This is a genomic window from Chryseobacterium sp. RLHN22 (assembly GCF_051011795.1).
Classification (GTDB): domain Bacteria; phylum Bacteroidota; class Bacteroidia; order Flavobacteriales; family Weeksellaceae; genus Chryseobacterium; species Chryseobacterium zhengzhouense.
Window position 1 is genome coordinate 108,113 of the sequence record NZ_JBPCHW010000011.1, and the last position, 22,037, is coordinate 130,149.

General features: G+C 33.7%; 14 protein-coding genes and 1 pseudogene. 8 read left to right on the plus strand and 7 right to left on the minus strand.

Translation table 11 applies throughout. The annotated features are described in order from the left end of the window. From ACR1PN_RS12570 to traJ, 4 genes are read left to right on the plus strand one after another with little or no spacing between them, the layout of a single operon-like run. Positions 1 to 333: a DUF4133 domain-containing protein gene (locus tag ACR1PN_RS12570; protein WP_115929548.1), complete on the plus strand. Its 333-nt coding sequence runs from the start codon at positions 1 to 3 to the stop codon at positions 331 to 333. Then, on the plus strand, positions 330 to 2,840 hold the full coding sequence (locus ACR1PN_RS12575) for a TraG family conjugative transposon ATPase (protein WP_433980309.1): 2,511 nt from the start codon (positions 330 to 332) through the stop codon (positions 2,838 to 2,840). Before ACR1PN_RS12570 ends, ACR1PN_RS12575 begins: the two co-directional genes overlap by 4 nt. Positions 2,841 to 2,860: 20 nt before the next feature. After that, complete coding sequence (locus tag ACR1PN_RS12580; RefSeq protein WP_115929550.1) at positions 2,861 to 3,493, plus strand: DUF4141 domain-containing protein; 633 nt, start codon at positions 2,861 to 2,863, stop codon at positions 3,491 to 3,493. Between the two features lies 1 nt (position 3,494). Next, positions 3,495 to 4,343 carry a conjugative transposon protein TraJ gene (gene traJ / locus ACR1PN_RS12585; RefSeq protein ID WP_433980310.1) on the plus strand — a complete coding sequence of 283 codons (849 nt, stop codon included), beginning with the start codon at positions 3,495 to 3,497 and terminating at the stop codon, positions 4,341 to 4,343. 225 nt (positions 4,344 to 4,568) lie between these two features. Here traJ and ACR1PN_RS12590 read toward each other — a convergent pair whose 3' ends face one another. From ACR1PN_RS12590 to ACR1PN_RS12620, 7 genes and pseudogenes are all read right to left on the minus strand, one after another. After that, positions 4,569 to 4,901 (minus strand): hypothetical protein, encoded by a 333-nt coding sequence (locus ACR1PN_RS12590; RefSeq protein ID WP_433980311.1) that lies wholly within the window; start codon positions 4,899 to 4,901, stop codon positions 4,569 to 4,571. 61 nt (positions 4,902 to 4,962) lie between these two features. Continuing rightward, positions 4,963 to 5,763: a GLPGLI family protein gene (locus ACR1PN_RS12595; RefSeq protein WP_433980312.1), complete on the minus strand. Its 801-nt coding sequence runs from the start codon at positions 5,761 to 5,763 to the stop codon at positions 4,963 to 4,965. A gap of 357 nt (positions 5,764 to 6,120) precedes the next feature. Beyond that, entirely contained in the window at positions 6,121 to 6,795 is a 675-nt protein-coding gene (locus ACR1PN_RS12600; protein WP_433980313.1) for a hypothetical protein, read from the minus strand. Beyond that, on the minus strand, positions 6,796 to 13,293 hold the full coding sequence (locus tag ACR1PN_RS12605) for an RHS repeat-associated core domain-containing protein (protein ID WP_433980314.1): 6,498 nt from the start codon (positions 13,291 to 13,293) through the stop codon (positions 6,796 to 6,798). Positions 13,294 to 13,341: 48 nt separating this feature from the next. Continuing rightward, positions 13,342 to 13,821: a T9SS type A sorting domain-containing protein gene (locus tag ACR1PN_RS12610; protein WP_433980315.1), complete on the minus strand. Its 480-nt coding sequence runs from the start codon at positions 13,819 to 13,821 to the stop codon at positions 13,342 to 13,344. 442 nt (positions 13,822 to 14,263) lie between these two features. Then, positions 14,264 to 14,842, minus strand: coding sequence for a hypothetical protein (locus ACR1PN_RS12615; protein WP_433980316.1), 579 nt, complete (start codon positions 14,840 to 14,842; stop codon positions 14,264 to 14,266). A gap of 75 nt (positions 14,843 to 14,917) precedes the next feature. Further along, positions 14,918 to 15,522: pseudogene (locus ACR1PN_RS12620) on the minus strand (recombinase family protein). Between the two features lie 956 nt (positions 15,523 to 16,478). On the opposite strand from ACR1PN_RS12620, the gene ACR1PN_RS12625 reads away from it, so the two are divergent. Genes ACR1PN_RS12625 through ACR1PN_RS12640 form a run of 4 tightly spaced genes read left to right on the plus strand, consistent with a single transcriptional unit; the run spans position 16,479 to position 22,010 of the window. Next, positions 16,479 to 16,925, plus strand: a complete 447-nt coding sequence (locus ACR1PN_RS12625; protein ID WP_433980317.1) for a sugar dehydrogenase complex small subunit — start codon at positions 16,479 to 16,481, stop codon at positions 16,923 to 16,925. Continuing rightward, on the plus strand, positions 16,922 to 18,985 hold the full coding sequence (locus tag ACR1PN_RS12630; RefSeq protein WP_433980318.1) for a GMC oxidoreductase: 2,064 nt from the start codon (positions 16,922 to 16,924) through the stop codon (positions 18,983 to 18,985). The genes ACR1PN_RS12625 and ACR1PN_RS12630 overlap by 4 nt, the downstream gene beginning before the upstream one ends. Before the next feature lie 4 nt (positions 18,986 to 18,989). Further along, the gene (locus ACR1PN_RS12635) at positions 18,990 to 20,438 is read left to right on the plus strand and encodes a ferritin-like domain-containing protein (protein WP_433980319.1); all 1,449 of its coding nucleotides are present in this window, start codon (positions 18,990 to 18,992) and stop codon (positions 20,436 to 20,438) included. 24 nt (positions 20,439 to 20,462) lie between these two features. Continuing rightward, positions 20,463 to 22,010, plus strand: a complete 1,548-nt coding sequence (locus tag ACR1PN_RS12640) for a peroxidase, FMP-type (protein WP_433980320.1) — start codon at positions 20,463 to 20,465, stop codon at positions 22,008 to 22,010. Positions 22,011 to 22,037: the final 27 nt, after the last annotated feature.

The window sequence follows — 22,037 nt, forward strand, 5'->3', positions numbered from 1 at the left end:
ATGAATACCTATCATATCAACAAGGGAATAGGAAGAACGGTTGAGTTCAAAGGATTGAAAGCACAGTACCTGTTCATTTTTGCAGGAGGATTATTGGGAATACTTGTATTTATTATGATCATGTATATGGCTGGTGTCAATACCTATATCTGCTTACTTCTTGGAGGAACTATTTCTGGTCTTCTCATTTGGAAGACCTTTTCTCTCAACAGAAAGTATGGAGAACATGGATTAATGAAATTGGGAGCAAAAAAGAAGCATCCAAGGTACATCATCAGCCGAAAATCCATTTTCAGGTATATCAAGGTACACTCTAAAAAAGCTACAGCATGAGAAATCAATCCAAAGCGACAACGCTGGAAAGCAGATTTCCACTGCTAGGTGTAGAAGAGAACTGCATTATTTCAAAAGATGTTGATGTTACGGTTTGTTTCAAGGTAAGGCTTCCGGAACTGTTTACGGTAGCGTCAGCTGAGTATGAAGCTATCCATTCGGCTTGGTTTAAAGCCATAAAGACATTACCTGATTACAGCATCGTTCACAAACAGGATTGGTTTATCAAGGAAAATTACCGTCCCGATTTATCTACTGACGATCAAAGTTTTCTGTCCAGGTCTTTTGAAAGGCACTTTAACGAAAGACCTTTCCTGAATCATTATTGCTACCTGTTTATTACCAAAACTACAAAGGAAAGGATGAGAACGCAGAGTAATTTCTCATCGCTTTGCAAAGGAGTCTTGATTCCGAAAGAGATCAGGGATAAAGAAGTGATCAGCAGGTTCATGGAAGCGGTTGATCAGTTTGAAAGGATTATGAACGACAGTGGATCTATTTTCTTAGAAAAGATAACCGCTGATGAAATTACAGGAACAGAAAAACAATCTGGATTGTTAGAACAGTATCTGACTCTGTCTAGAGAAATTAATCCATCTCTCCAAGACCTCAACTTAGGAGCAGAAGAAATGCGTATAGGTAACAACCGCATCAGCATGCACACTCTTTCGGATACGGATGATCTTCCGGGTACAGTTTCTTCGCACAGCAGATACGAAAAGTTAAGTACCGACAGAAGTGACTGCTTACTCTCATTTGCATCTCCGGTTGGACTGCTACTCAGCTGCAATCACATCTACAATCAGTATTTATTTATTGACAATAGTGAAGACAATCTTACTAAGTTTGAAAAGTCTGCCAGGAATATGCATTCTCTGGCAAGATACAGCAGAGCCAATCAGATCAATAAAGAATGGATTGAAAAGTATCTCAATGAAGCGCACTCTTTCGGATTACAGTCTATTCGCGCCCATTTCAATGTGATATGTTGGTCTGACAGTCCTGCGGAGCTCAAACAATTAAAAAATGATACTGGCAGCGCTTTGGCATTGATGGAATGCAAGCCCCGTCACAACACAACAGATACTGCAACATTGTACTGGGCAGGAATTCCCGGGAATGCAGGAGATTTTCCAAGTGAAGAAAGTTTCTACACGTTTATAGAACCTGCATTATGCTTTTTCACTGAAGAAACCAATTATCAGGATTCCCCTTCACCTTTTGGGATAAAGATGGCAGACCGATTGACGGGAAAACCTATCCATCTGGATATTTCAGATCTGCCGATGAAACAGGGAATCATTACCAATCGAAACAAGTTCATTTTGGGACCTTCGGGGAGTGGGAAGTCTTTTTTCACCAACCATATGGTGAGGCAGTATTATGAGCAGGGAGCCCATGTTCTGTTAGTCGACACCGGAAATTCCTATCAGGGGTTATGCGAACTGATCAAAGGTAAAACAAAGGGTGAAGATGGAGTTTACTCTACTTATACAGAAGACAATCCGATTGCTTTCAATCCATTCTATACTGATGATGGAGTTTTTGATATAGAAAAACGGGAAAGCATCAAAACACTTATTCTCACACTATGGAAAAGAGATGATGAACCGCCAACCCGCTCCGAAGAAGTTGCTTTATCAAATGCAGTCAGCGGCTATATTGATCGAATCAAAAATAATGAGCAGTTCCCTTCATTTAATGGCTTTTACGAGTATGTAAAAAATGATTATCAAAAAGTATTAGAGCAAAAAAAAGTCAGGGAAAAAGACTTTGATATTGCCAACTTTCTGAATGTTTTAGAGCCTTATTATAAAGGCGGAGAATATGATTACTTATTGAATTCAGAAAAGCAATTAGATCTTCTCTCTAAGCGATTTATCGTTTTTGAAATTGATGCGATCAAGGATCATAAAATCCTTTTTCCCATTGTAACCATTATCATCATGGAAGTTTTCATTAACAAAATGCGAAGACTGAAAGGAATCAGAAAACTGATCCTGATCGAAGAAGCCTGGAAGGCAATTGCGAAAGAAGGAATGGCTGAATACATTAAATATCTCTTCAAGACGGTCAGAAAATTCTTTGGAGAAGCCATAGTGGTTACACAGGAGGTGGATGACATTATTCAGTCTCCAATAGTTAAGGAAAGCATCATCAACAATTCAGACTGTAAGATCCTTTTGGATCAGCGGAAATACATGAACAAGTTTGATGATATTCAGTCTATGCTGGGTCTTACAGACAAAGAAAAAGCACAGGTTCTTTCCATCAATATGAATAATGATCCGAAAAGACTGTATAAAGAAGTCTGGATCGGATTAGGAGGAACGCACTCTGCTGTATATGCCACGGAAGTTTCCACAGAAGAATATCTGGCCTATACCACAGAAGAAACGGAGAAAATGGAAGTCATGCAATTGGCTTCTGAACTTGATGGCAATGTAGAGCATGCCATCAAGAGGATTTCTCTTAAGAGAATCAAATCGAATACAAAAGAAACTTAAATCATTAAAATTTTAAAACAATGAAAAATTCAATCATTACAACAGTTATGGTTATTGTATTAGCTATAACATCATTTGCGAAAGCGCAATTTGTTGTTACTGATCCGGCTAATCTGGCTTCAGGAATACTCAACTCCGCCAATGAAATTGTACAGACCTCATCGACTGTTTCGAATGTAGTTAAGAACTTCAATGAAGTTAAAAAGGTTTATGAGCAAGGTAAGGAATATTATGACAAACTGAAAGCAGTAAACAATTTAGTAAAAGATGCCCGTAAAGTTCAGCAGACTGTTTTATTGGTGGGTGATGTTTCCGAAATGTATGTCAATAATTTCGGAAAGATGCTGAATGATCCCAATTTCAATGCTCAGGAGTTGACCGCTATCGCTAACGGTTATTCAACACTATTGAACGAAAGCACTGAACTGCTTAAAGAACTAAAACAGATTGTCACTTCTACCAATCTATCATTGAATGATAAGGAAAGAATGGAAATTATTGACAGAGTATATAAAGAGGTGAAAGATTATCACAATCTGGTAAGATATTACACCAATAAGAATATCTCTGTCAGTTATCTGAGAGCCAAAAAGCAGAACAACGCGCAGAGAGTTCTCAACCTGTATGGTACCGTTAATCAAAAATACTGGTAAGATGGAACCTACTAATTTACATGAGGTGCTTCGTTCTGTGTATGAAGAGATGATGCCGATGTGTGCTGACATGGCAGCAGTAGCAAAAGGAGTTGCAGGGCTGGGAGCATTATTTTATGTGGCCGTAAAGGTTTGGCAGGCATTAAGTCGTGCCGAACCGATTGATCTGTTTCCTATGCTCAGACCATTTGCCATTGGAATCTGCATTATGTTCTTTTCAACAATTGTCTTGGGCAGCATCAACGGAGTATTAAGTCCGATCGTTCAGGGTAGCCACTCCATGCTGGAGGGTCAGGTATTAGATCTTAATGAACTCCAGCAGAAAAAAGATCTGCTGGAAAGGGAGGCTATGCTTCGAAATCCTGAAATGGCATATCTCATTTCTGATGAAGAATTTGACAAAAAATTGGAAGAACTGGGATGGTCACCTTCTGATTTGGTGACGATGTCTGGAATGTATATAGAGCGGGAAATGTTTGCCATTAAAAAAGATATCAGAGACGGTTTCAGAGAGTTTCTGGAAATACTCTTTCAGGCAGCGGCATTGGTGATTGATACAATCAGAACTTTCTTTCTCATTGTGCTTTCGATCCTTGGTCCTATTGCATTTGCCATATCGGTTTGGGATGGTTTTCAGTCTACGCTTACCCAATGGCTGACCAGATACATCAGTGTATACCTATGGTTACCAGTGGCTGATATGTTCAGTGCTATCCTGGCAAAGATTCAATCCCTTATTATAGAAAGGGATATTGAAATGCTGGCAGATCCCAACTTTATTCCAGATACTTCCAATACGGTCTACATTATCTACATGATCATTGGAATCATTAAAACTTGTTTGTACTAAGTTTTTATGGGCAGGTGTATGGCGACCTTTTCCAATAAGTTCTTTACAATCAGAACAAAGTTCATCCGTTTTAAGATCATTTTTTTTTGAGTCGTTATTTTCCATAAAATTAATAATATAGTTGAATATAAATATATACATTTTTGTATATGATAATTGATGTTACCATTTTCTATAAAAAAAGCTCTCCTGATATAGAAGAGCTTTATTAGTAAATAAAGTAAGTTAAATTAATCCGTGATCTGCCATTTGTTGGCAACCTTGTATTGTTCCTTGATTAATAGCATTTGCAAGTTCAATCAATGCCCCCAAACTACCATTATTATCTGAAAGATATGTTACCGTCATGTGACCTGTCTGACCACCACAATTGATGTCAAATTCTATTGTAACATACCCTCTTGGCTTTAAAAGTGCCTGTGTATTATTATTAGTAATTTTTACTTCTTGAAGATTTTCTTTAGAAGTCTCATTTTTAGAGAATTCTTCTGTGTTTCCTGTGTTAGCAAAAGTAAAAGTACCGAAAAGGATTGCTCCTGCAAATAGTAGTTTTTTCATATTTAAAAATTTTCTTAAAAATAATAAAATTTCTTAAAACTCACAACATATTGAAAACTTATTAATCTAAAAAAACATTTGTTGTAATTTTTTTCATACCTGTATTATTGTCTAAAAGTACACCATCTTTTTTTACAATAATTCCAGTGTTCATATTCTGGATATTAGGGTTTTCATTATATTCAGCTCTTGTTTTTAAATAAGTATTTTTATTTTTAATCTTAATACTTGATGCTGTCAAAAAGGGTTCAATAGGTAATACAGCTTTTTTTATCCCAATCGCTTCTATTTCGATTGTTTTATTCTTATTATAAACCTTTAATATTAATCCGGGTAAACCTTTAAATCGAAATGGCCCTTCTGAAAAGGGATATTCCATTGAATACCAAGCAAAAAATGTGTCACCTGTATCTGTAGTTGTTTTTGCAAGATTGCAATTAGTACCATTGATAACAGATTTTTCATTTAACAAAATCCATTCTAATTTCGGTTCTTCAAATGAATAGAAATATTTTCCAACAGGTAAAGTTGCTGTAATTACTTCGCCATGTTTATAAACACTTGCTCTTGATCGAGGATACGGCGGTAAAGTACCTAAAGATATCTTTCCATTTTGCATGGTAGAAATACCTTTAGTCAGGTAATCATAGTAAGTTTTTGCATCTTGGCTAAAATAAATCGATGTATCGTTATTAAATAAAAGTACAAGATTATCTACAGATATTTTTTTTTCGGTATTTAAGCTATCTGGAATGTAATTCATTTTATAAACTACCTCCATTTCAGAATTATTATTTTGAGCAATTAGATTTCCGTAAAGCAAAAATATAAAGATGCTGCTGAAAAAAAATTTAAATTTCATTGATAATTTTTTACTAAAGTATGATATTTTCTATATTCAATTAATACTTTCTTTTATCAATTATTTTCAAAATACATTTTTTCATTGTTTTTATCAATTATCATTTCTTTATTTTCTTTTAATCCAATTATGGAACTTTCTATCTGATTCAGAAATTTAAATTGCCTAACTTTTAGACTATCTTTAGTTTCAACAATATATTTGAATTTGCATTTAAAAAAGAATAATCGTAGCTGTTTTTAGAACCTACTTTTGTCGAGATACAAGAATTCAATATTAAAATAAATGATATATTAATTTTCATTAAATAATTGTATAAAGTTTAAAATGTAAAAATATTTTTCCATACAAGTATTATCAAAAGCCATTATAAACTTCATAGACTAATGGGATTTTATTTGATAACAAGTTTCCTGAAAAAATATGAATTTTTTTATCTTCTTTTTGAATTATTGCTTGATAATATTTTGAAATAATCTCTTTAGGAACATGTAAACTAATTTGAAATTTATACTTTATTTTATTATTTAAATGAAAAAATCTACTCTTATAATTGGGGAAATTTATTGTAGTTACAAAAGTTTTCTCTTCTTTTGGATTTAATTTTACTATTTTCTTAGATATTCTGTAAGCAATTTTTATTTCTGTTGAATTAAAAATATTAGAATATTTTTTTTTAAAATTGATAAAATCAGTTGATTTTGGATCAAACTCAAATAACTTGTTTTTGCTATGAGTCCCAAAACTTCCTTCTGGAATTAACTTTTCGTCTTGATGATAAATATAATAATCTGGCAATCCTACAAAAAAAGGTTCTATCGTATAATCCGGATCTTCATTAAATTCATTATCATCTAAAATTAAATGATAAGTTACATCTGAATTATTTTTTATTCTGTAAATAATCTTATTATGGTCATAATAAGACACTTTTTTTATTGAATCATTTAATATTTTCAGTTCAAGCATATTCTGTCCAATAACTAGATCAGTTGTTAAAAAGAAACATAAAATAAATAATAACTTACACATTTAAAATAAATTTTTAGGTCTGTATTGTAATTTATAGACAGTTTTAAGCTCCTCAATATTCTTCTTTTGTCCCCATACACCATGTTCAATATTACCCATTTTAATTTCCCATGTGTATGCCTCTACTTCTGAAATCACAAATGCTCCTCGCCAACTATTTCTTATCATACCTCGTAATTCACTTGTTAAAAATACATTATGATAAACGTGTATCATTTCATGCCCTAATGTTGTTGCAAGTTCCCAATTATTTAGAACATAACTCTCAGAGATAAATACATTTACTCCTAAAGTAACTCCCATTTCATTTGTTTTATTTCCTTTTTCATCAATTAAATATGGCAAAACTTTAAAAACAGCCTTCTTCCCTCCTTTTTCATAAATTCTTTTAAGCTCTGGTAAAGAATCTATCATCTTCTTTATACCTTCATCCGAAAAATCAGGTTTACCATCTAATGCATATTTACCTTTCATTTGGTCTTTTAGAATCGAAGACTGCGGTTTGTGCATCAGAAAATTGAAACTCGTAACAATTAATCCAGTACCTGCACCTACCCAAAAGTTTCCACCTCCAATTACTGAACCAACTCCACCCGAAACAGCACCATTAAATAACGTAAAGCCATCACTTCTTAGTATATTTTTAGAACCTACATTTTGCGTAGCATGATATAGAAGATCATTGGATGCGCTTGAAAATGCTCCACTGAGAGCACCACTCCAAAAGTTTCCACCCTGCATATAAGAAAGCGTCCCTTGAGTTAAAGCATGTGCGCCGGCTTTAGCAAAGAGAGATCCAGTATCACCCAAAGCTTTTGCTATCTGAGCGCCGGATCTGAATATTTCACCAACTCCATAACTGACCATACTTGATATCGCTGCTAAGGATACAGACTGTGCCATATTAATAAAATCAATGGGTCTATTCAGATAATAATCAGTACCAATCGAAGTAAGGACTGCTACTGCCATAGCAATAATCATTGATTCTCCTAGTCCATAAGCTTCTCCGCTCGGGTCATTGAAAAGAAGCGGGTTATTCATTACATACCCATATTTATTATAATTTTGAGTATTATAAGGATCCTGAATATTTTCATCAGCATTCAAAAATCTTCTAAGCAGCGGATCATATAATCTTCCATTCATGTGAATGATACCCACTTCTAAGAAATGCTCATGACTAGTATATCCTCTATCAAGAAGTAACCCTCCATATTCAGCTATTACAGCATTAATCTCATCTTTGTCTGTGTAAATTGAGCCATCCGCAAATTGTAAATGAGTCAAATTACCCCATGCGTCAAAATGTCTCTGCTCTAATTTGTTCCCTTCTTCATTGCTAATTCCAAGAATACTTCCCAAATAATCTTTATGAAGAAATTTATAAAATCCCTTATCTTCTTCATAGCTTTTTAAATAAATAATATTGGCTTCATAAGGATTTCCTCCGATGTATAAAATATGCTTTTCTAATCCCCCACTATCATTATTTACAGTAACTTCAAAACTTCCATCCGCACTATAGTACTTAGTAAATCGCCCCTCTTGTGAAGGCTCAAAATTTCCTCCATAGGTAACTTTCTGACGCATAGAAGTTAGCCCATATTCAAATGCCACATCTCCATTAAGTCCATCAATAAATATGGGATCATTATTTTCATTGTAGCTGATATGTTGTATTAAATCATTAGTATAATTTTGTGACCCATTTGCATTAAGATCAATACTTGTAGGTTGATAAATTTTATTGTTATTTTCATATTTAATTTCTCCCAGCTGATCATTTTCAAGAATCCTTCCATTTTGATCATATACATTACTTGAACTCTGACCAGTTCTTGGATTTGTCCAGGAGGTGAGACGATTGTTGTCGTCATAATTGAAATTTTCTGAAATGGTTAAGTCTCCTCCTGTAATTCTATTGCTTAATTCATTTTTTATAGCATTGAAAGAATAGGAAACTTGCAATATACCTGGCTTAATAGCAGATGAATGATTGGTGTTAGTTAAAAACCCATTGTTATCATACAAATTGTTAATTGTTGTAGCACCTAATTTGCCTGTAAGCATTTGTCCTTTTGAATTGGTTTTCTGAAGCTCCCAAAGCACTAAATTTTTATCTTTATCTTTTAATTGATATAGTTCTCCATCCCAGCTATTATATTCATGGCTTATCGTTACTTCCGTAAGAATACCTGAAGATGATAAACTTTTTATATAGGATTTTAATCTTGATAAGTTATCATAAACAATGCTCCCCTGCGTGTATACTCTTCCGTTACTATTTTCTACTGTTGATTTCACTCTTCCATAAGCATCGTATTCGATTTGTGAGCTAAATGGTTTTCCATTGGAGATACCTGATTTATATGTAGGTCTTCCAAAATTATCATAATTAAATCCTATAAGTTTATTAGTAGAAACCCCGTCAGATGATACTTCAGTCTGCTCTAAAAGCTGTCCTAAATTATTGTAGCTATATTGCTTTTCGCCTTTTGGGCTTATCACATTTACAACCTGACCAAACGTATTGTATTCGTAGGTATATTTTCCATTGGAAGGGTCATTGAATTCAGATCTTCTTCCCCACGAGTCATATTTTGTAGTTACCACATTTGTTCCATATGTAGCTGTGAGTTGCTCTCCCGCTGCATTGAAAGTAAAATTAATGATTCCCCCTTTATCTGTTGTAGAAATGATGTTGTCAAGTGCATCAGCGGTTTTTGAATTTGTTCTGCCATATCCGTTGAGTTCTTTTACTACAGTGGTTAATCCTGAAACTGAAGTTTCAGTCTGTTTTCCATTAAAAGTAGTCGTGATAACTTTCGCTGGAAAATGATTATCATCATAAGAAATACTATTCCATTGGCTTGGGCTTTGACCCTCGTAGTAAGGTTCACTATCAGCAAGTTTTCTTCCTAATAGATCATAGGTGGCATCAACCGAAACATATCTACCGTTTTCGAATGCTTTTGTAGATGACTTATAGTTTTGTCCTAATGGGTTAGTATAAGATATCTTTTCATTACCGTCTGGTGCAGTTTCTGTTACTTTTGTTCCCGCATTTCCGGAAAGTTTTTCATAAACATAATTGGTTGTTCCGGATAAACTGGAAGTCGAACTTAATATCTTACCCCATCCGTCATAAACATTGGTAATTACATTTCCTAAAAAATCTGTCTGAGTCAGAACCTGTCCCCAGTCATTGTAAGTAATTTGGGTTTCAAGTCCTAAATTATCTATTTTCTTAGTAACAAACCGCCCCTTTGCATCAAATTCAGTACCCGTCGTATTTTGTTGAGAATCTACACTGTTGGAGATAACTTTACCAGTTACATTTCCAAAGCCATCGTAAGTATTCGACTCAAGGAGATATTGTGAATTATCCCTATTCCAGGTTTTAACCGTTTTTAAAAGATTATTGTCATAAGTATATTCCTCCTTGGAAGTTTTAATATCTCCATATGCCTGAATTGTTGAAATTTTTGTTTTCGGTTTGCCTATGCTATAGTTGCTTCCAGGATTAAGATTAGGTGGAAAATATTCCAGCTCTGATGTAACCAATGCAAAACCATCATTGATATTATCAACAGATTTTGTAGGTAGATAAAGATTATTGTAGGTTTCAACAGTGTGTATTGTTTTGACATTCCTACTAAAATCTTTACTAGTAGTTATATGGGGATTTATTGCAGTAACAATTTTTGGTTTGTCTGCATTTGTAAAAGTTGTTACAACTGTACCATTCAAAAGTTTATCAATTTTATAAGTATAATCTTTGAAAGAAAGAAGCTGACTATTAGTTATTGATATGTTATTTGGGAATATTTGAGATTCATCGTTTGTTCTGATAGACCAATCTTTAATAGGCAATGCTTCGTTTGTGGGATTTAATTCTGATCCGCTCCAAATTTTTGTGTTTTCAAATCCGCTTGCATAAAAAGTAGACCTAGACATCTGTCTGAATCCTACCATACCCTTGCCATGAACCTGTGCTATTAAATCCCTGTATCTAAAGTCTTGTGATCTCCCTTGTTGAGTGAGTTTGGAAACTACAGTAAAATTAGTGTTGGAAGGTACATTGATATATGGATAATCAATAAAATTTACAGTCTCTGGTTTATAGATATTTGTATTATCCATAAAATTAGCATACTGAACATCAGTTTGAATACCTCCTTGTTTAATATTCTTTATTCTTGATATTTTATCAAGTTTGTTTCCCAGATCCCAAGTAATTAATTTTGTTTTGTGAAGGATTACAAAATCACTATTAAGTTGTGCTACTCTGAAATTTCCAAATATAGGCGTATAGTGCTCTCCATACATGGAATAATTAATATCTTCTGAATCTACGTCACCTGAAGAAGTAGCTTCCTTAGGTGATAGACTATAAGCATTGGAGAAAATAGGTTTTCCATTTGCATCAACTCCTTCATTTCTCAAATAGTTAAAACCATAACTAGAATCAGGATTATTCAATTGTGTAATCTCCTCTCTAAACCAAACCTGAGTTTCAAAAATAGTCAAATCGCTCTTACCATCTTTGTTAAGATCAGAGGATGAGTATATTCTTCCAATACTACGGTTTTTTCTAGGTGATCCCAGAAATTCGGGTTGATACAAAAATAGATTAGAATAATATTCTTTCTTAAAACCTATTCCGGTTGATATATACATTCTCCAATCAGGAGAACTGTCTGCAATAGGAGCAATAATATCTGTTTTGCCATCACCATTAAAATCTCCTAAATAAAGTATTTCATCTAAGGACTCTTTTGTTGTTGTGAACTTTAGACTAAGATTATTGTCATTATCAAAAGAATATACCCTTAATTCATTACCTACAATCTGTAAGATATCTGTTTTACTATCTCCGTCAAAATCACTTACCATAATTTTAGCGTGATGATCTAATACATCGAGCCTTCTAATAATATTTTTAACAGTGTCAAAATAAAAAAACTCTTCAGAATAGAGATATTTAGTTGTGGTTACTTTTGGTCCCCCTTCTCTTGGAGGAACAAATCTTCTTACATTACGGATATTTTTAACTCTGATAACAAATTGAGAATATCCATGCCCATTAAAATTTCCTTCATAAGTTTCTTCATCAACAATAAAATTATTGTAATAGGTATGGTCGACATTTGAGGGAACGTTTGGGTTAAAGACACCTCCATAGAGAGCATTATTTAATAGGGGCGATGTAAAATCTGTAGATTTATATAGTAAAGAGGTATTATTTTCAAGCCCATACTCTTTTAAAGTTAATTTCTGTAAGGATCTGTCGTAAGCTATAGTTAATAAAGACTGTTTTTGTTTTAAAATATTATTATATAACGAAGTACCAGCAGATAGAGGCTCGCCATCATAGAAGAAATCTACAAAAGTTCCATTTCCATCTAGCCGATTTAACATCATGGTATTTCTTTTTAAGACGTCCAGTTTTCCATCCCCATTGAAATCACCTTTTACAAGATTATAATTAATTTCCGTTAAATCGTCATATCTTGAATTTTGATTGAAAATTTGATTAGTTGTAGCATTAGATTCATTTTCGAAGATGATAGGATTAGCAGGTTGATTTGCAGAATTATATTCTGTAATTTTATTGACAAACTGATAGTTGGTATTATTTTTCACATAATCTATAATATACTTCTTAAACTGACTACCATTTGCTTTTACTATAATATTTTCTAATAATCTGTTTTGAGTAAATGCTAATCCTTGTACAAAAGATTGCTCTCTTAAATCCCTGTCAATATAATTAAATTCAATACTATTGAAATGAGGTTTGTTTAGTGTCTCATTTCCACCCCAATAAATAGAGGTTATTCTTACAGTACCAGCATCCTTATTACTTCCTGAATGTGGTGTGGATTCATAACCATAGGAAATATAGTTTCCTTGAGCATCCTTCCATTTAACAATATTATATTCCAAAGGTGTTGTTATCCCAGGACTCACTCTTGATCCAGCTACATAACTTCCATACCATGCCTGCGATCCATCCTCAAATGTAACCTCAAAATGAGTAGGACCAGCAAGTTGTCCATTGATTCCAAATGCGCCAACGGATTTAATTTTAATGTTAGAATATTTCTCCGTGACATATTCAGCGCCATCTTTTCCATATTCACCGGATTTTAAAATTAAGCGTTGCCCGTTGAAGCTATAATTATCAGAATAGTCTAGCTTTATACCTATTATTTCGTTGTTTTTTTCAAGATTTTTTCCAATTCTCGAAATTGAACTTATCCCAGATAAATTCCATCCATAACCTGCAATACCGTTTGTTAGACCATTTGTATAAGTAAGGTTTATTTGAGGGGCTACACTTTTTACCCCCGGAGGTAGAGCTATAGGTAGAGTAAACTGAAGTTGTCCACTTCCATTTACTTCAGTGTTACCATTAGTATCATGAAAACTATCCTGTGCAGCGGCAAAAAAGCATAAAAGGAGATTAATGAAAAATAATTTTATTTTCATTTTTTGATATTTTTGATGTGATTTATTATTTAAGGATTGGGACAGGAATTACATCTTAGTAATATTCTTACTTATTCTTCGTCCATCTTTTAAAACGAAAGTAAGGATATAGACACCCATGTATTTTTGAGATAAATTAATTTTAACCTGCTTGTTTAAAGTGGAAATATTCTTGCTTTGAAATACCCAATGAACAGTATTTTGTTCATAAAGACTAATATCAGATATAAGATCATTAACACTGTCATTCCAATCTATGGTAAGAATATCTTTAACAGGAACCGGATAAATTCTGATATTTCTTAAAAATTCAGTATCACTAATGGTATTGGATGTGATTTTATTAGATAATTGTTTATTATCAGTTCTCACATCGACATGATTCACTTGATAGCGACCTGAAACATTATCTCCGCGATAGATTTGATTTCCCGCTTCATCATAACGAAAATAAGCCTTAGTAGGATTTAATTGGCTATAACATATACTATAAAATAGCAATGTGCTGGAAATTAATAATTTGAGCATATGGTTAGTTTTTTTGCTAATATAATATTTATTTGTAATTGTGAGAGGAAAATTTAATGTGAATTTTATCATACTGCTAATCTATTAAGTCAATACGACAAAAGATGACGTATTAGGGATCGGTCGACTAAAAGTAAAAAAACAGGGTTCTCATATTGAGAGTTATTGATTAGATGAATCTCAGGAATTATTGGTTGAAAAAGTCAGAAAAGTAAATTTTTATCAGGAAATAGTATTTAATAGTTATTTATAATGGTGTGGTAAGGAAATAATTGAAAGTGTATATTGAAACTAAGTCAAAATATATTTATCGTTTTTAGATTATTTAATTTTTCCGTTTTTCTATCTTGAGGATTCATACAAGAATTAAATATTAACATGCTCAAAAGGGTTTAATATTGCATCTAACCTCGTATTTCTCTAAACACTCGTTACTCGCAAATTATAAGGTATCTAATAAATTAAATAATTCTTCTATAGCTTCAAATATCTCATTTATAAATGTGTCAGTTATTTCAAATTGTTCATCTACAGTTAAAGAAAGGCCTGTGTTCTTAATAAAAGTTTCATCAATAAAACACATATTATGAATACAAATATGTCTTAATTGAAATGCTATTTTAATCGTTTTAAAAAATTCATACGAATCTAAATCTATACTTTTAGGAACAAATATTTCTTTATTTACCAAATCTAATTTTTGATAATAATTTTTCGATTTACTAATACTTTTATCAAAATATTTTTCAATAAAAGTTTTTAAAAGAAATTCAATATCACTACAAGCTGAAATTATAGTTAACATTCTTAATCTAGAATAGTCACTGCCTAAATAAAATGTATATTCATACCAATTGTTCACTTGCTGTGGTATGTTGAAAGTTTTTTTTAGATCATCAGTAAAAATTCTATTTCGATGATCTAAGGGTATAATTGCGGTAGAATAAAATACTGCATTTCTAGTAACATTATTAAATGTTGCATTTAAAGTGTTTAATATAGGATTATTAAGTTTTCTCATTTTACGTTAATTTCAGGTTACTTTTGTCTTTACAGGAATAAATTATAATTGTAATATAAGTAGAATTGAGATTTCTTATTTTATAATTGCCATTTTTTTAATTTCTTCATCAGTATGATTATCAAGAATTTTAGCATACCTATAAAATGTTGCTCTTGTCAAGCCAAGTGGTTCATAAATTTCTTTCGGAGCTAAAGTCTGGTTTTTATATATAGACCTCATAACTAATAGTTTAGATATAGTCTCTTTTGTATATCCTTTTGGCCTTCCTCCCAATCTACCTCTTGCCCTAGCAGCTTGCAAACCCGCATTGGTTCTTTCTCTTATCAACTCTCTTTCGTACTCAGCCAGAGAAGCCATGAGATTCAGAAATAGTCGTCCGTTTATAGTCGCAGTATCTACACCATCTACAAGACCTTTTATTATAATTCCTTTATCATTTAAACTTAAGACAAGATCAATAATATTTTTCAAACTTCTCCTAAACAATCCAGTCGACAAACATAGAGTTCGTCACCTTCTCTAAACTGTTCAATCATTTTATCAAGTTCGGGACGATTCTTTGTTGCACCAGAGATTTTCTTTTGATAAATTTTCTCGCAACCTGCTTTTTCTAAGGCTTCAATTTGTAAATCCAAATTTTGGTCTTTAGTTGAAACCCGAGCAGATCCTATTTTCATATTTTTTTACACTAAACTCATACTATGTAAATTTATGAAACTTTGTTTAATGATATGAGATTTTGAGAAAGTTAATTAAAAAATAAGATTTTAAAACCAGTCAATTTTAAAATCTCAAAATACTACCGAAATTTCCAAACATAAATTTTAAAGAAAATCAAATCTCAACTTTAAAGATTTTGTAAAATTCTTTCCAAATCTTTCACAAAATATTTCGACATTTCTTCGGTTATGGGGTACAAGACTATGACAGCCAAATTGAGGTTTATTATTCCATTGATGATTATTAATAAATCTTAGAATTAAATTGCTCTAGGCAAAAACTAAAAGAAATTATTTAATAAAAATGAGCTTTGCAATTCTTGTTTAATTTGACTCAAACGTACCAAATCATCTATAAAAGTGTTTGAAGATACGCTCGTCAAGGTCGCATGACGAGATTATTTATTTCTAAAATTCTTTCCAAATCCTCAACCAAATATTTCGAAATCTCTACGATTATCGGTCGGGGATTTTTCTGTATTTGTCAATTTTTAGATGACATTGCAGTTTACTTTAGTTGCCCTGCAAATTTAAAAGAAAGATTTAATAAATATAAAAACTATTTCAATGATCTTAAATAAATCTCAAGAGAGGTTTTCGCAAAATATCTATTACCATAATTACTTTTAAACAACAGCTATAATTATAAAAAAAATAACTTTTCAATTTTTCTTTGTAATAATTCTAAATACCACACAATCTATATTTTAAGTATAAATACGGAGGTGAATTATTAGATAATTCAATACTTTTGGAGTATTAAAAACTTATACACCATGTCCAACTTAAAAAACAAACCACAACTTCTTAGGAAAACCTGATAGCCAAAAGGTATTTATCTTTTTATTTTTTCGCTTGTATTAAAGTCTTCTAACTGATTAGAAGACCCGTTTTTTAACACCAAATTTTACGAAATGATTATCAACAACAAAATTCTCAACGTCGATGATTACTATTACGGCGTATTCATGACCATCTCAGAATCCCTTACAGGATTTTCTCTGAACCAACTTCTGTCTACCGGTTTAGCTGAAATTTATTACAGGCATATTCTTAAACACATCGAAGCTGCAACTTTCACAGAATTTTTAAATGTTTCCAAAAATGTTATTGAAAATTCTCAAACACAGGAACAACTGAGTCACAGAATCTCTACTGAAATTCTCTCCAATGTCTCACTACAGGAAATTGCGCAAAACGTTATCACTCTTTGGTATCTGGGAACTTGGGAAGGTGCTTACATAAACGATCTTTCTTACAAAGAGGGACTCGTTTGGAATGTGATGCATGCTCATCCACCTGGAGCAAAACAACCTGGCTTTAAATCTTGGGGTATTAAACCTGTAAACAGCAACTCATGAATCAGACAGAAAAATCAAAGCAGAAAAAAGATGTAATTATCGTAGGAACAGGAATTGCCGGATCTTTGATCGCCAAAATTCTGACAGATCACGTTTTTGATACATATGCAAAGAAAATGATCCATCGCGCAGAAATGGATGGTTCCAAAACTTACAAAGAATTATCTATTCTAATGTATGAAGCCGGATTGGAAGCTGGGCTGGAATTGGATTCAGCTTCTTCAATGGTCAATTACAACGAATATATCCGTAAATTTTATATCGAAGAAGCAAAAGTCCCAAATTCCCCATATCCTGATTTGAAACAGGCGCCTTCGCCGAATGTTTTGGATATGCAACCGATTATTCCGCCGTTTCCTGATAAAAAAGGATATCTGGTACAGTTTGGTCCTATGCCTTTTGCGAGTGATGCTATACGAGTTGGAGGTGGAACTACCCTTCACTGGTTAGGAACTACACCCAGAATGCTCCCTAATGACTTCAGATTAAAAGAAAAATACGGAAGAGCAATGGATTGGCCTATTGATTATGATACTCTGAAGCCTTATTATGAAATGGCAGAGTTTGAAATCGGAGTTTCAGGAAATGTTGCGGCGCAGAAATATCCTATTTCCGAAACCATGGAAGACTATTATGGTAAAAATTATGTTTTTCCGATGGAAGAAATCCCGCAAAGCTATATGGATCAGCAGATTATAAGAGGGTTAGAAGGAACTTCGGTTCAGTTAAGTTCTGAAGACATTGCGTTGACCCTTGTACCATCACCTCAGGGAAGAAATTCCACACCCAATATTGCTTACGGAAAGTCAAAATTGGTAAAGGCTGAATCTTCTGAATCGGGATATAAATTGTCACTGAAGGATACCGGAGACGAAGAATACAAAGCTCTTGGAGCAGTTTGGAATCCCTATCAAGGGGAGCGTTGCGAAGGAAATGCATCTTGTGTTCCGATCTGTCCGGTCCAGGCAAAATACAACGCTTTGAAAACCTTGAAAAAGGCATTATATAAAGTTAATAAGAATAAAAATCTGGAGAGAAATAACTGTATTGAAGTTCAGGCACAAAGTGTTGTTTATAAACTGAGTGTAAATCAGAAAGATCATGATAAGATCTCAAAAGTTCATTTAAGAAGATACATTTCAAAAGAAAAGACAGATTTTATAGAGGAAGTAATTGATACCAATGACTCTATTGTCATTTTAGCTGCTAATGCTTTTGAAAATCCAAAAATTCTTTTAAATTCAAAATATACGGTATTTGAAAACGGACAAAAAGTTGAAAAAACAGTAGCCAATAATAGTGATCAGGTGGGAAGAAACTTGATGGACCACATGGTGATGCTTACTTGGGGACTGTTTCCGGAACCTGTATATTCTTACAGAGGTCCAGGCTCTACAACAAATATTTCGTGTTTCCGTGACGGAAATTTCAGAAGCGAATTTTCTGCATGGATCTCCCCACTTGATAACTGGGGATGGAGTTGGCCTACCTTTTCACCGGGATCGGATGTTTCTGAATTTTTAAAACAAGGTCTTTTTGGTCAGGAGTTAAAAGATGCTCTTACTTACAGACTTTCAAGACAGGTTTTGTTTCATTTTGAAATTGAACAGCTACCCAATCCAAATAACAGAGTTACTATCAATGATCAGTATTTAGATATTTTGGGAATCCCACGTCCTGTCATCAATTACGAATTAACGGATTATGAAATGAAAGCTATGGAACAGGCAAAATTGGCTTCCGATCAGATGTTTAAAAGATTAGATATTGAGGATTTCACAAAATACAATGCTACCGACAACAATACTTTCGTTTACAAGGATGTACGATACTCATACAACGGAGCCGGTCACATTGTAGGAACGCACAGAATGGGTCATAGCGCATCAGATTCTGTGACCAACAGTTATTGCAAAGCTTGGGATCATCCTAATTTATACATCGTCGGAGCGGGAAACATGACAACTTTAGGAACTTCAAACCCAACTTTAACCTTATCAGCATTTACCATTCGTTCCGTAGAATCCATTTTAAAGGATTTGGAAACAATTTTAAAATAAAAACATGAGACAAAAACTTATTAATAAAACAGAACCTCAGGAAAATAACAACCTTTTGAGAAGTTCTTTAGCCAAAAATACAATCACTGAAGAAGCAATTTCTTTACAATCCTTGTTATTTGATTCAAAAATCAGCAAAGAAGACTGGACCGAAGGACTCAAATACCACAGCAAAACACTGACAAACTTGCTTCTGAATAATCAGATTGATCAGTTTAATACCTATTTACAATCTCAATTTGGTAAAGAAATTTCACAAATATCACATGCCTTAACAGATTTGGATTATCTTCCGATTTTACAGGATCTTTTACAGACCGCAATTTTGATTGAACACTCTACTATTCCCCCATATCTTACAGCTTTATATTCCATTAAAGACGGAACAAATGTATTAGCATCACAGATCATCAGAAGTGTCGCAGTTGAGGAAATGCTTCACATGATCATGGTTTGTAATGTGATGAATGCAGTGAATATTCAGCCATCGGTAAATCAACCTCAAAATTACCCAACCTATCCGATGAAATTACCAATGAATGTTGATTTCTTCGTAGGTCTGGAAACATTTTCAATCAACAGTATCGCAACTTTTATTGCTATTGAAAGCCCCACAAATCCTTTGGTAAAAGCACCAATATTTAAGCATTTATCCGATTCTTCAATATTGCTTTCGAGAAAGACACTTCGTGAGAATAATTTCTGGACTCTTGAAAACATGAAAAATTTCATGATGCAGAATGCTCATACTATTGGTGAGTATTATGATGTAGTATTCTTTTATATTACTGTTTTCCAAATCATTGCTTATTATAAAGAACACGGGACACTTCCTCAAAATTTTGTAGAATTAAATAAAGGCGGAATTTTTATAGGAGATCCTGCAAAACAGATCCGTCCTGAACAATATTACGGAAGTGGTGGGAAACTATATCCAGTAGAAGCGTTAGAAGGTGTCATTCTTGTTTTCCAGGAAATTAAAGGACAAGGTGAAGGTGCAGATGATTCTATTTTTGATATTGATGCATCGCAATTTGAAGAAGGAGTAGAATTGGCACATTTTTTCAGATTCAAGGAAGTTTTCCATGAGCATTTTTATGTAGGAGGAGATTACCGACCTTTCATTGACGAAAATGGAATGATGCCTGTTACAACTCCTCCGGTTGGAAAACCACTTCCTGTTGATTGGAGTGCAGCTTATCCGATGAAACCGAATCCGAAAATTGCAGATTATCAGTCAAACCCATCTTTATTGGAGCAGGGAAAAGAATTTAATATTACTTACAAAAAATTACTGGATGCGATTCAGGCGGCAGTGGAAGGAAATGCAGAGGAATTGCCAAAATCGATCATGTATATGTATGCACTAAAAGAACAAGCAATCGGCCTGATGAGTCAACCATTGGATTCTCAATATAATGCAGGACCCACCTTTGAATTTCCATCAAATTAATAAAACCAAAAAACTTAGTATACCATGTTAAAAAGAAAAAAAGAGATCATTCAAGATCTTAAAACAAGAGTATTAAAGGCCTCGCCTGAAGAACAGAAAGGTTATTTAGCTCAATTAATGGATGGTTATTCCAAATTACTGATTGATGATCCTGTGAGACCGTTTAATGAAGAAAACCTGAACGAAATAGCCAACAATGTAGATTATGGAGTTCTAGCCGCACTTGACGGAACTTGGGTAAGTTATAATGCCAATTATAATAAAAACATTGGCAGGCCATCTTTGGGAAGCGGAATTCATACAACGATTATGCCGTCTCCTGGAACAAATCAAAATACGATTCCGGGGAAATTCAGTTTTGATACTGAAGAATATATTGAAAAACTAACATTCAAAATCGTTCCTGGTGGTGTTCGTAACCGTGGCGGCGCAACTGAATTGTTCTGTGGTGCCGTAAAATATGATCAAACTATTAAAAGTGTAAACAAAGTAGAAGGAAATCGAGAATTACAATATGCCGGAATTCATGAGGAAAACGGAATGTATCTTTGGCTAAGCGACGTTTACAATTATGCTGCAACTAAAAAAACCATCGAAAAAGACCGTGGAATTCACGCTTTTTCTGAGGAAGATTATCAAAATTATGGCTATAAAGGTGAATACAGAAATGAGCCATTAGTTGAAGTAAAGGACGAAAATGGCACTTCTTCATACATTCTTTTAAGCCAGCTAAAAGAAGGGCAAAAATATTACGAAATCATTCCTGCGCAAGAAATTAAGCCGATGGACGGAATTTCAGGACCTTATTTTATCCCTGATTATTCAATCTCAAGAAGTGGTGTTATTCCTCACGGAAGTACGGTTACTTTGCTAGGAGATATCGCTCCCGAGAATAAGGATAATACAGTGTATTATCTCAGAAATGGTGCTCCTCAATTCCCAACCGGTATTAAAACTTGGGATCCTCCTCATCTTGCAATCTCTCCAACAATGGGCGGAGCAGGAGGTCCTATGAATCTTGACGAGCCAGCTCCATCTTGGGTTCACGAAACACTAACTGATAAAAACGACCCAGGCTCGAACAAAATCTATACACAGAGAATCATTGCAAACGACTTATATCCTTACTGCGTAAGACCGGATATGCGACTGAGAGATACTCTAAGCGGACAAAATATTGCTAATTACGTTCTTATCCAAATGTCGTCAAAAATGAAAACCGGAGCACAGGGAGGAATTTTAAATGTTCCTTTTGTCAACCGTTTTGTTCCGACAGTGGAAATAGATTTCCGTTTGTGGATTGAAACTGTGATAGAAGATGGAAAAGAAATACTTCAGCTGCAATACGAGCAGATCATTTTATTTGAATTTGATTTCGGAAATGATGGTGGCACAACAAGCTGGCCCCACATTCAGGTAAATACACTTCGAAAAATTGAGGATATCCCTGAGGATCAGAGAAAGATAATCGAAGAACAGTTCTTCAATGCTCCTTCAGGAATGAGTATGACAACTCCCGCTTCAACTGAAAGTATAAATGCGCCTTCAGGATGTCCGTATCACAAAGGCTAAAATAAGTATTGCTAATCACAAATAAAC

What these genes read in the sequence shown, in the direction of transcription:
- ACR1PN_RS12630 (WP_433980318.1), top strand. Translation starts at nt 16,922, where the DNA reads ATGAATCAGACAGAAAAATCAAAGCAGAAAAAAGATGTAATTATCGTA.
- ACR1PN_RS12605 (WP_433980314.1), bottom strand. Translation starts at nt 13,293, where the DNA reads ATGAAAATAAAATTATTTTTCATTAATCTCCTTTTATGCTTTTTTGCC.
- ACR1PN_RS12625 (WP_433980317.1), top strand. Translation starts at nt 16,479, where the DNA reads ATGATTATCAACAACAAAATTCTCAACGTCGATGATTACTATTACGGC.
- ACR1PN_RS12575 (WP_433980309.1), top strand. Translation starts at nt 330, where the DNA reads ATGAGAAATCAATCCAAAGCGACAACGCTGGAAAGCAGATTTCCACTG.
- ACR1PN_RS12590 (WP_433980311.1), bottom strand. Translation starts at nt 4,901, where the DNA reads ATGAAAAAACTACTATTTGCAGGAGCAATCCTTTTCGGTACTTTTACT.
- ACR1PN_RS12610 (WP_433980315.1), bottom strand. Translation starts at nt 13,821, where the DNA reads ATGCTCAAATTATTAATTTCCAGCACATTGCTATTTTATAGTATATGT.
- traJ (WP_433980310.1), top strand. Translation starts at nt 3,495, where the DNA reads ATGGAACCTACTAATTTACATGAGGTGCTTCGTTCTGTGTATGAAGAG.
- ACR1PN_RS12580 (WP_115929550.1), top strand. Translation starts at nt 2,861, where the DNA reads ATGAAAAATTCAATCATTACAACAGTTATGGTTATTGTATTAGCTATA.
- ACR1PN_RS12570 (WP_115929548.1), top strand. Translation starts at nt 1, where the DNA reads ATGAATACCTATCATATCAACAAGGGAATAGGAAGAACGGTTGAGTTC.
- ACR1PN_RS12595 (WP_433980312.1), bottom strand. Translation starts at nt 5,763, where the DNA reads ATGAAATTTAAATTTTTTTTCAGCAGCATCTTTATATTTTTGCTTTAC.
- ACR1PN_RS12615 (WP_433980316.1), bottom strand. Translation starts at nt 14,842, where the DNA reads ATGAGAAAACTTAATAATCCTATATTAAACACTTTAAATGCAACATTT.
- ACR1PN_RS12640 (WP_433980320.1), top strand. Translation starts at nt 20,463, where the DNA reads ATGTTAAAAAGAAAAAAAGAGATCATTCAAGATCTTAAAACAAGAGTA.
- ACR1PN_RS12600 (WP_433980313.1), bottom strand. Translation starts at nt 6,795, where the DNA reads ATGTGTAAGTTATTATTTATTTTATGTTTCTTTTTAACAACTGATCTA.
- ACR1PN_RS12635 (WP_433980319.1), top strand. Translation starts at nt 18,990, where the DNA reads ATGAGACAAAAACTTATTAATAAAACAGAACCTCAGGAAAATAACAAC.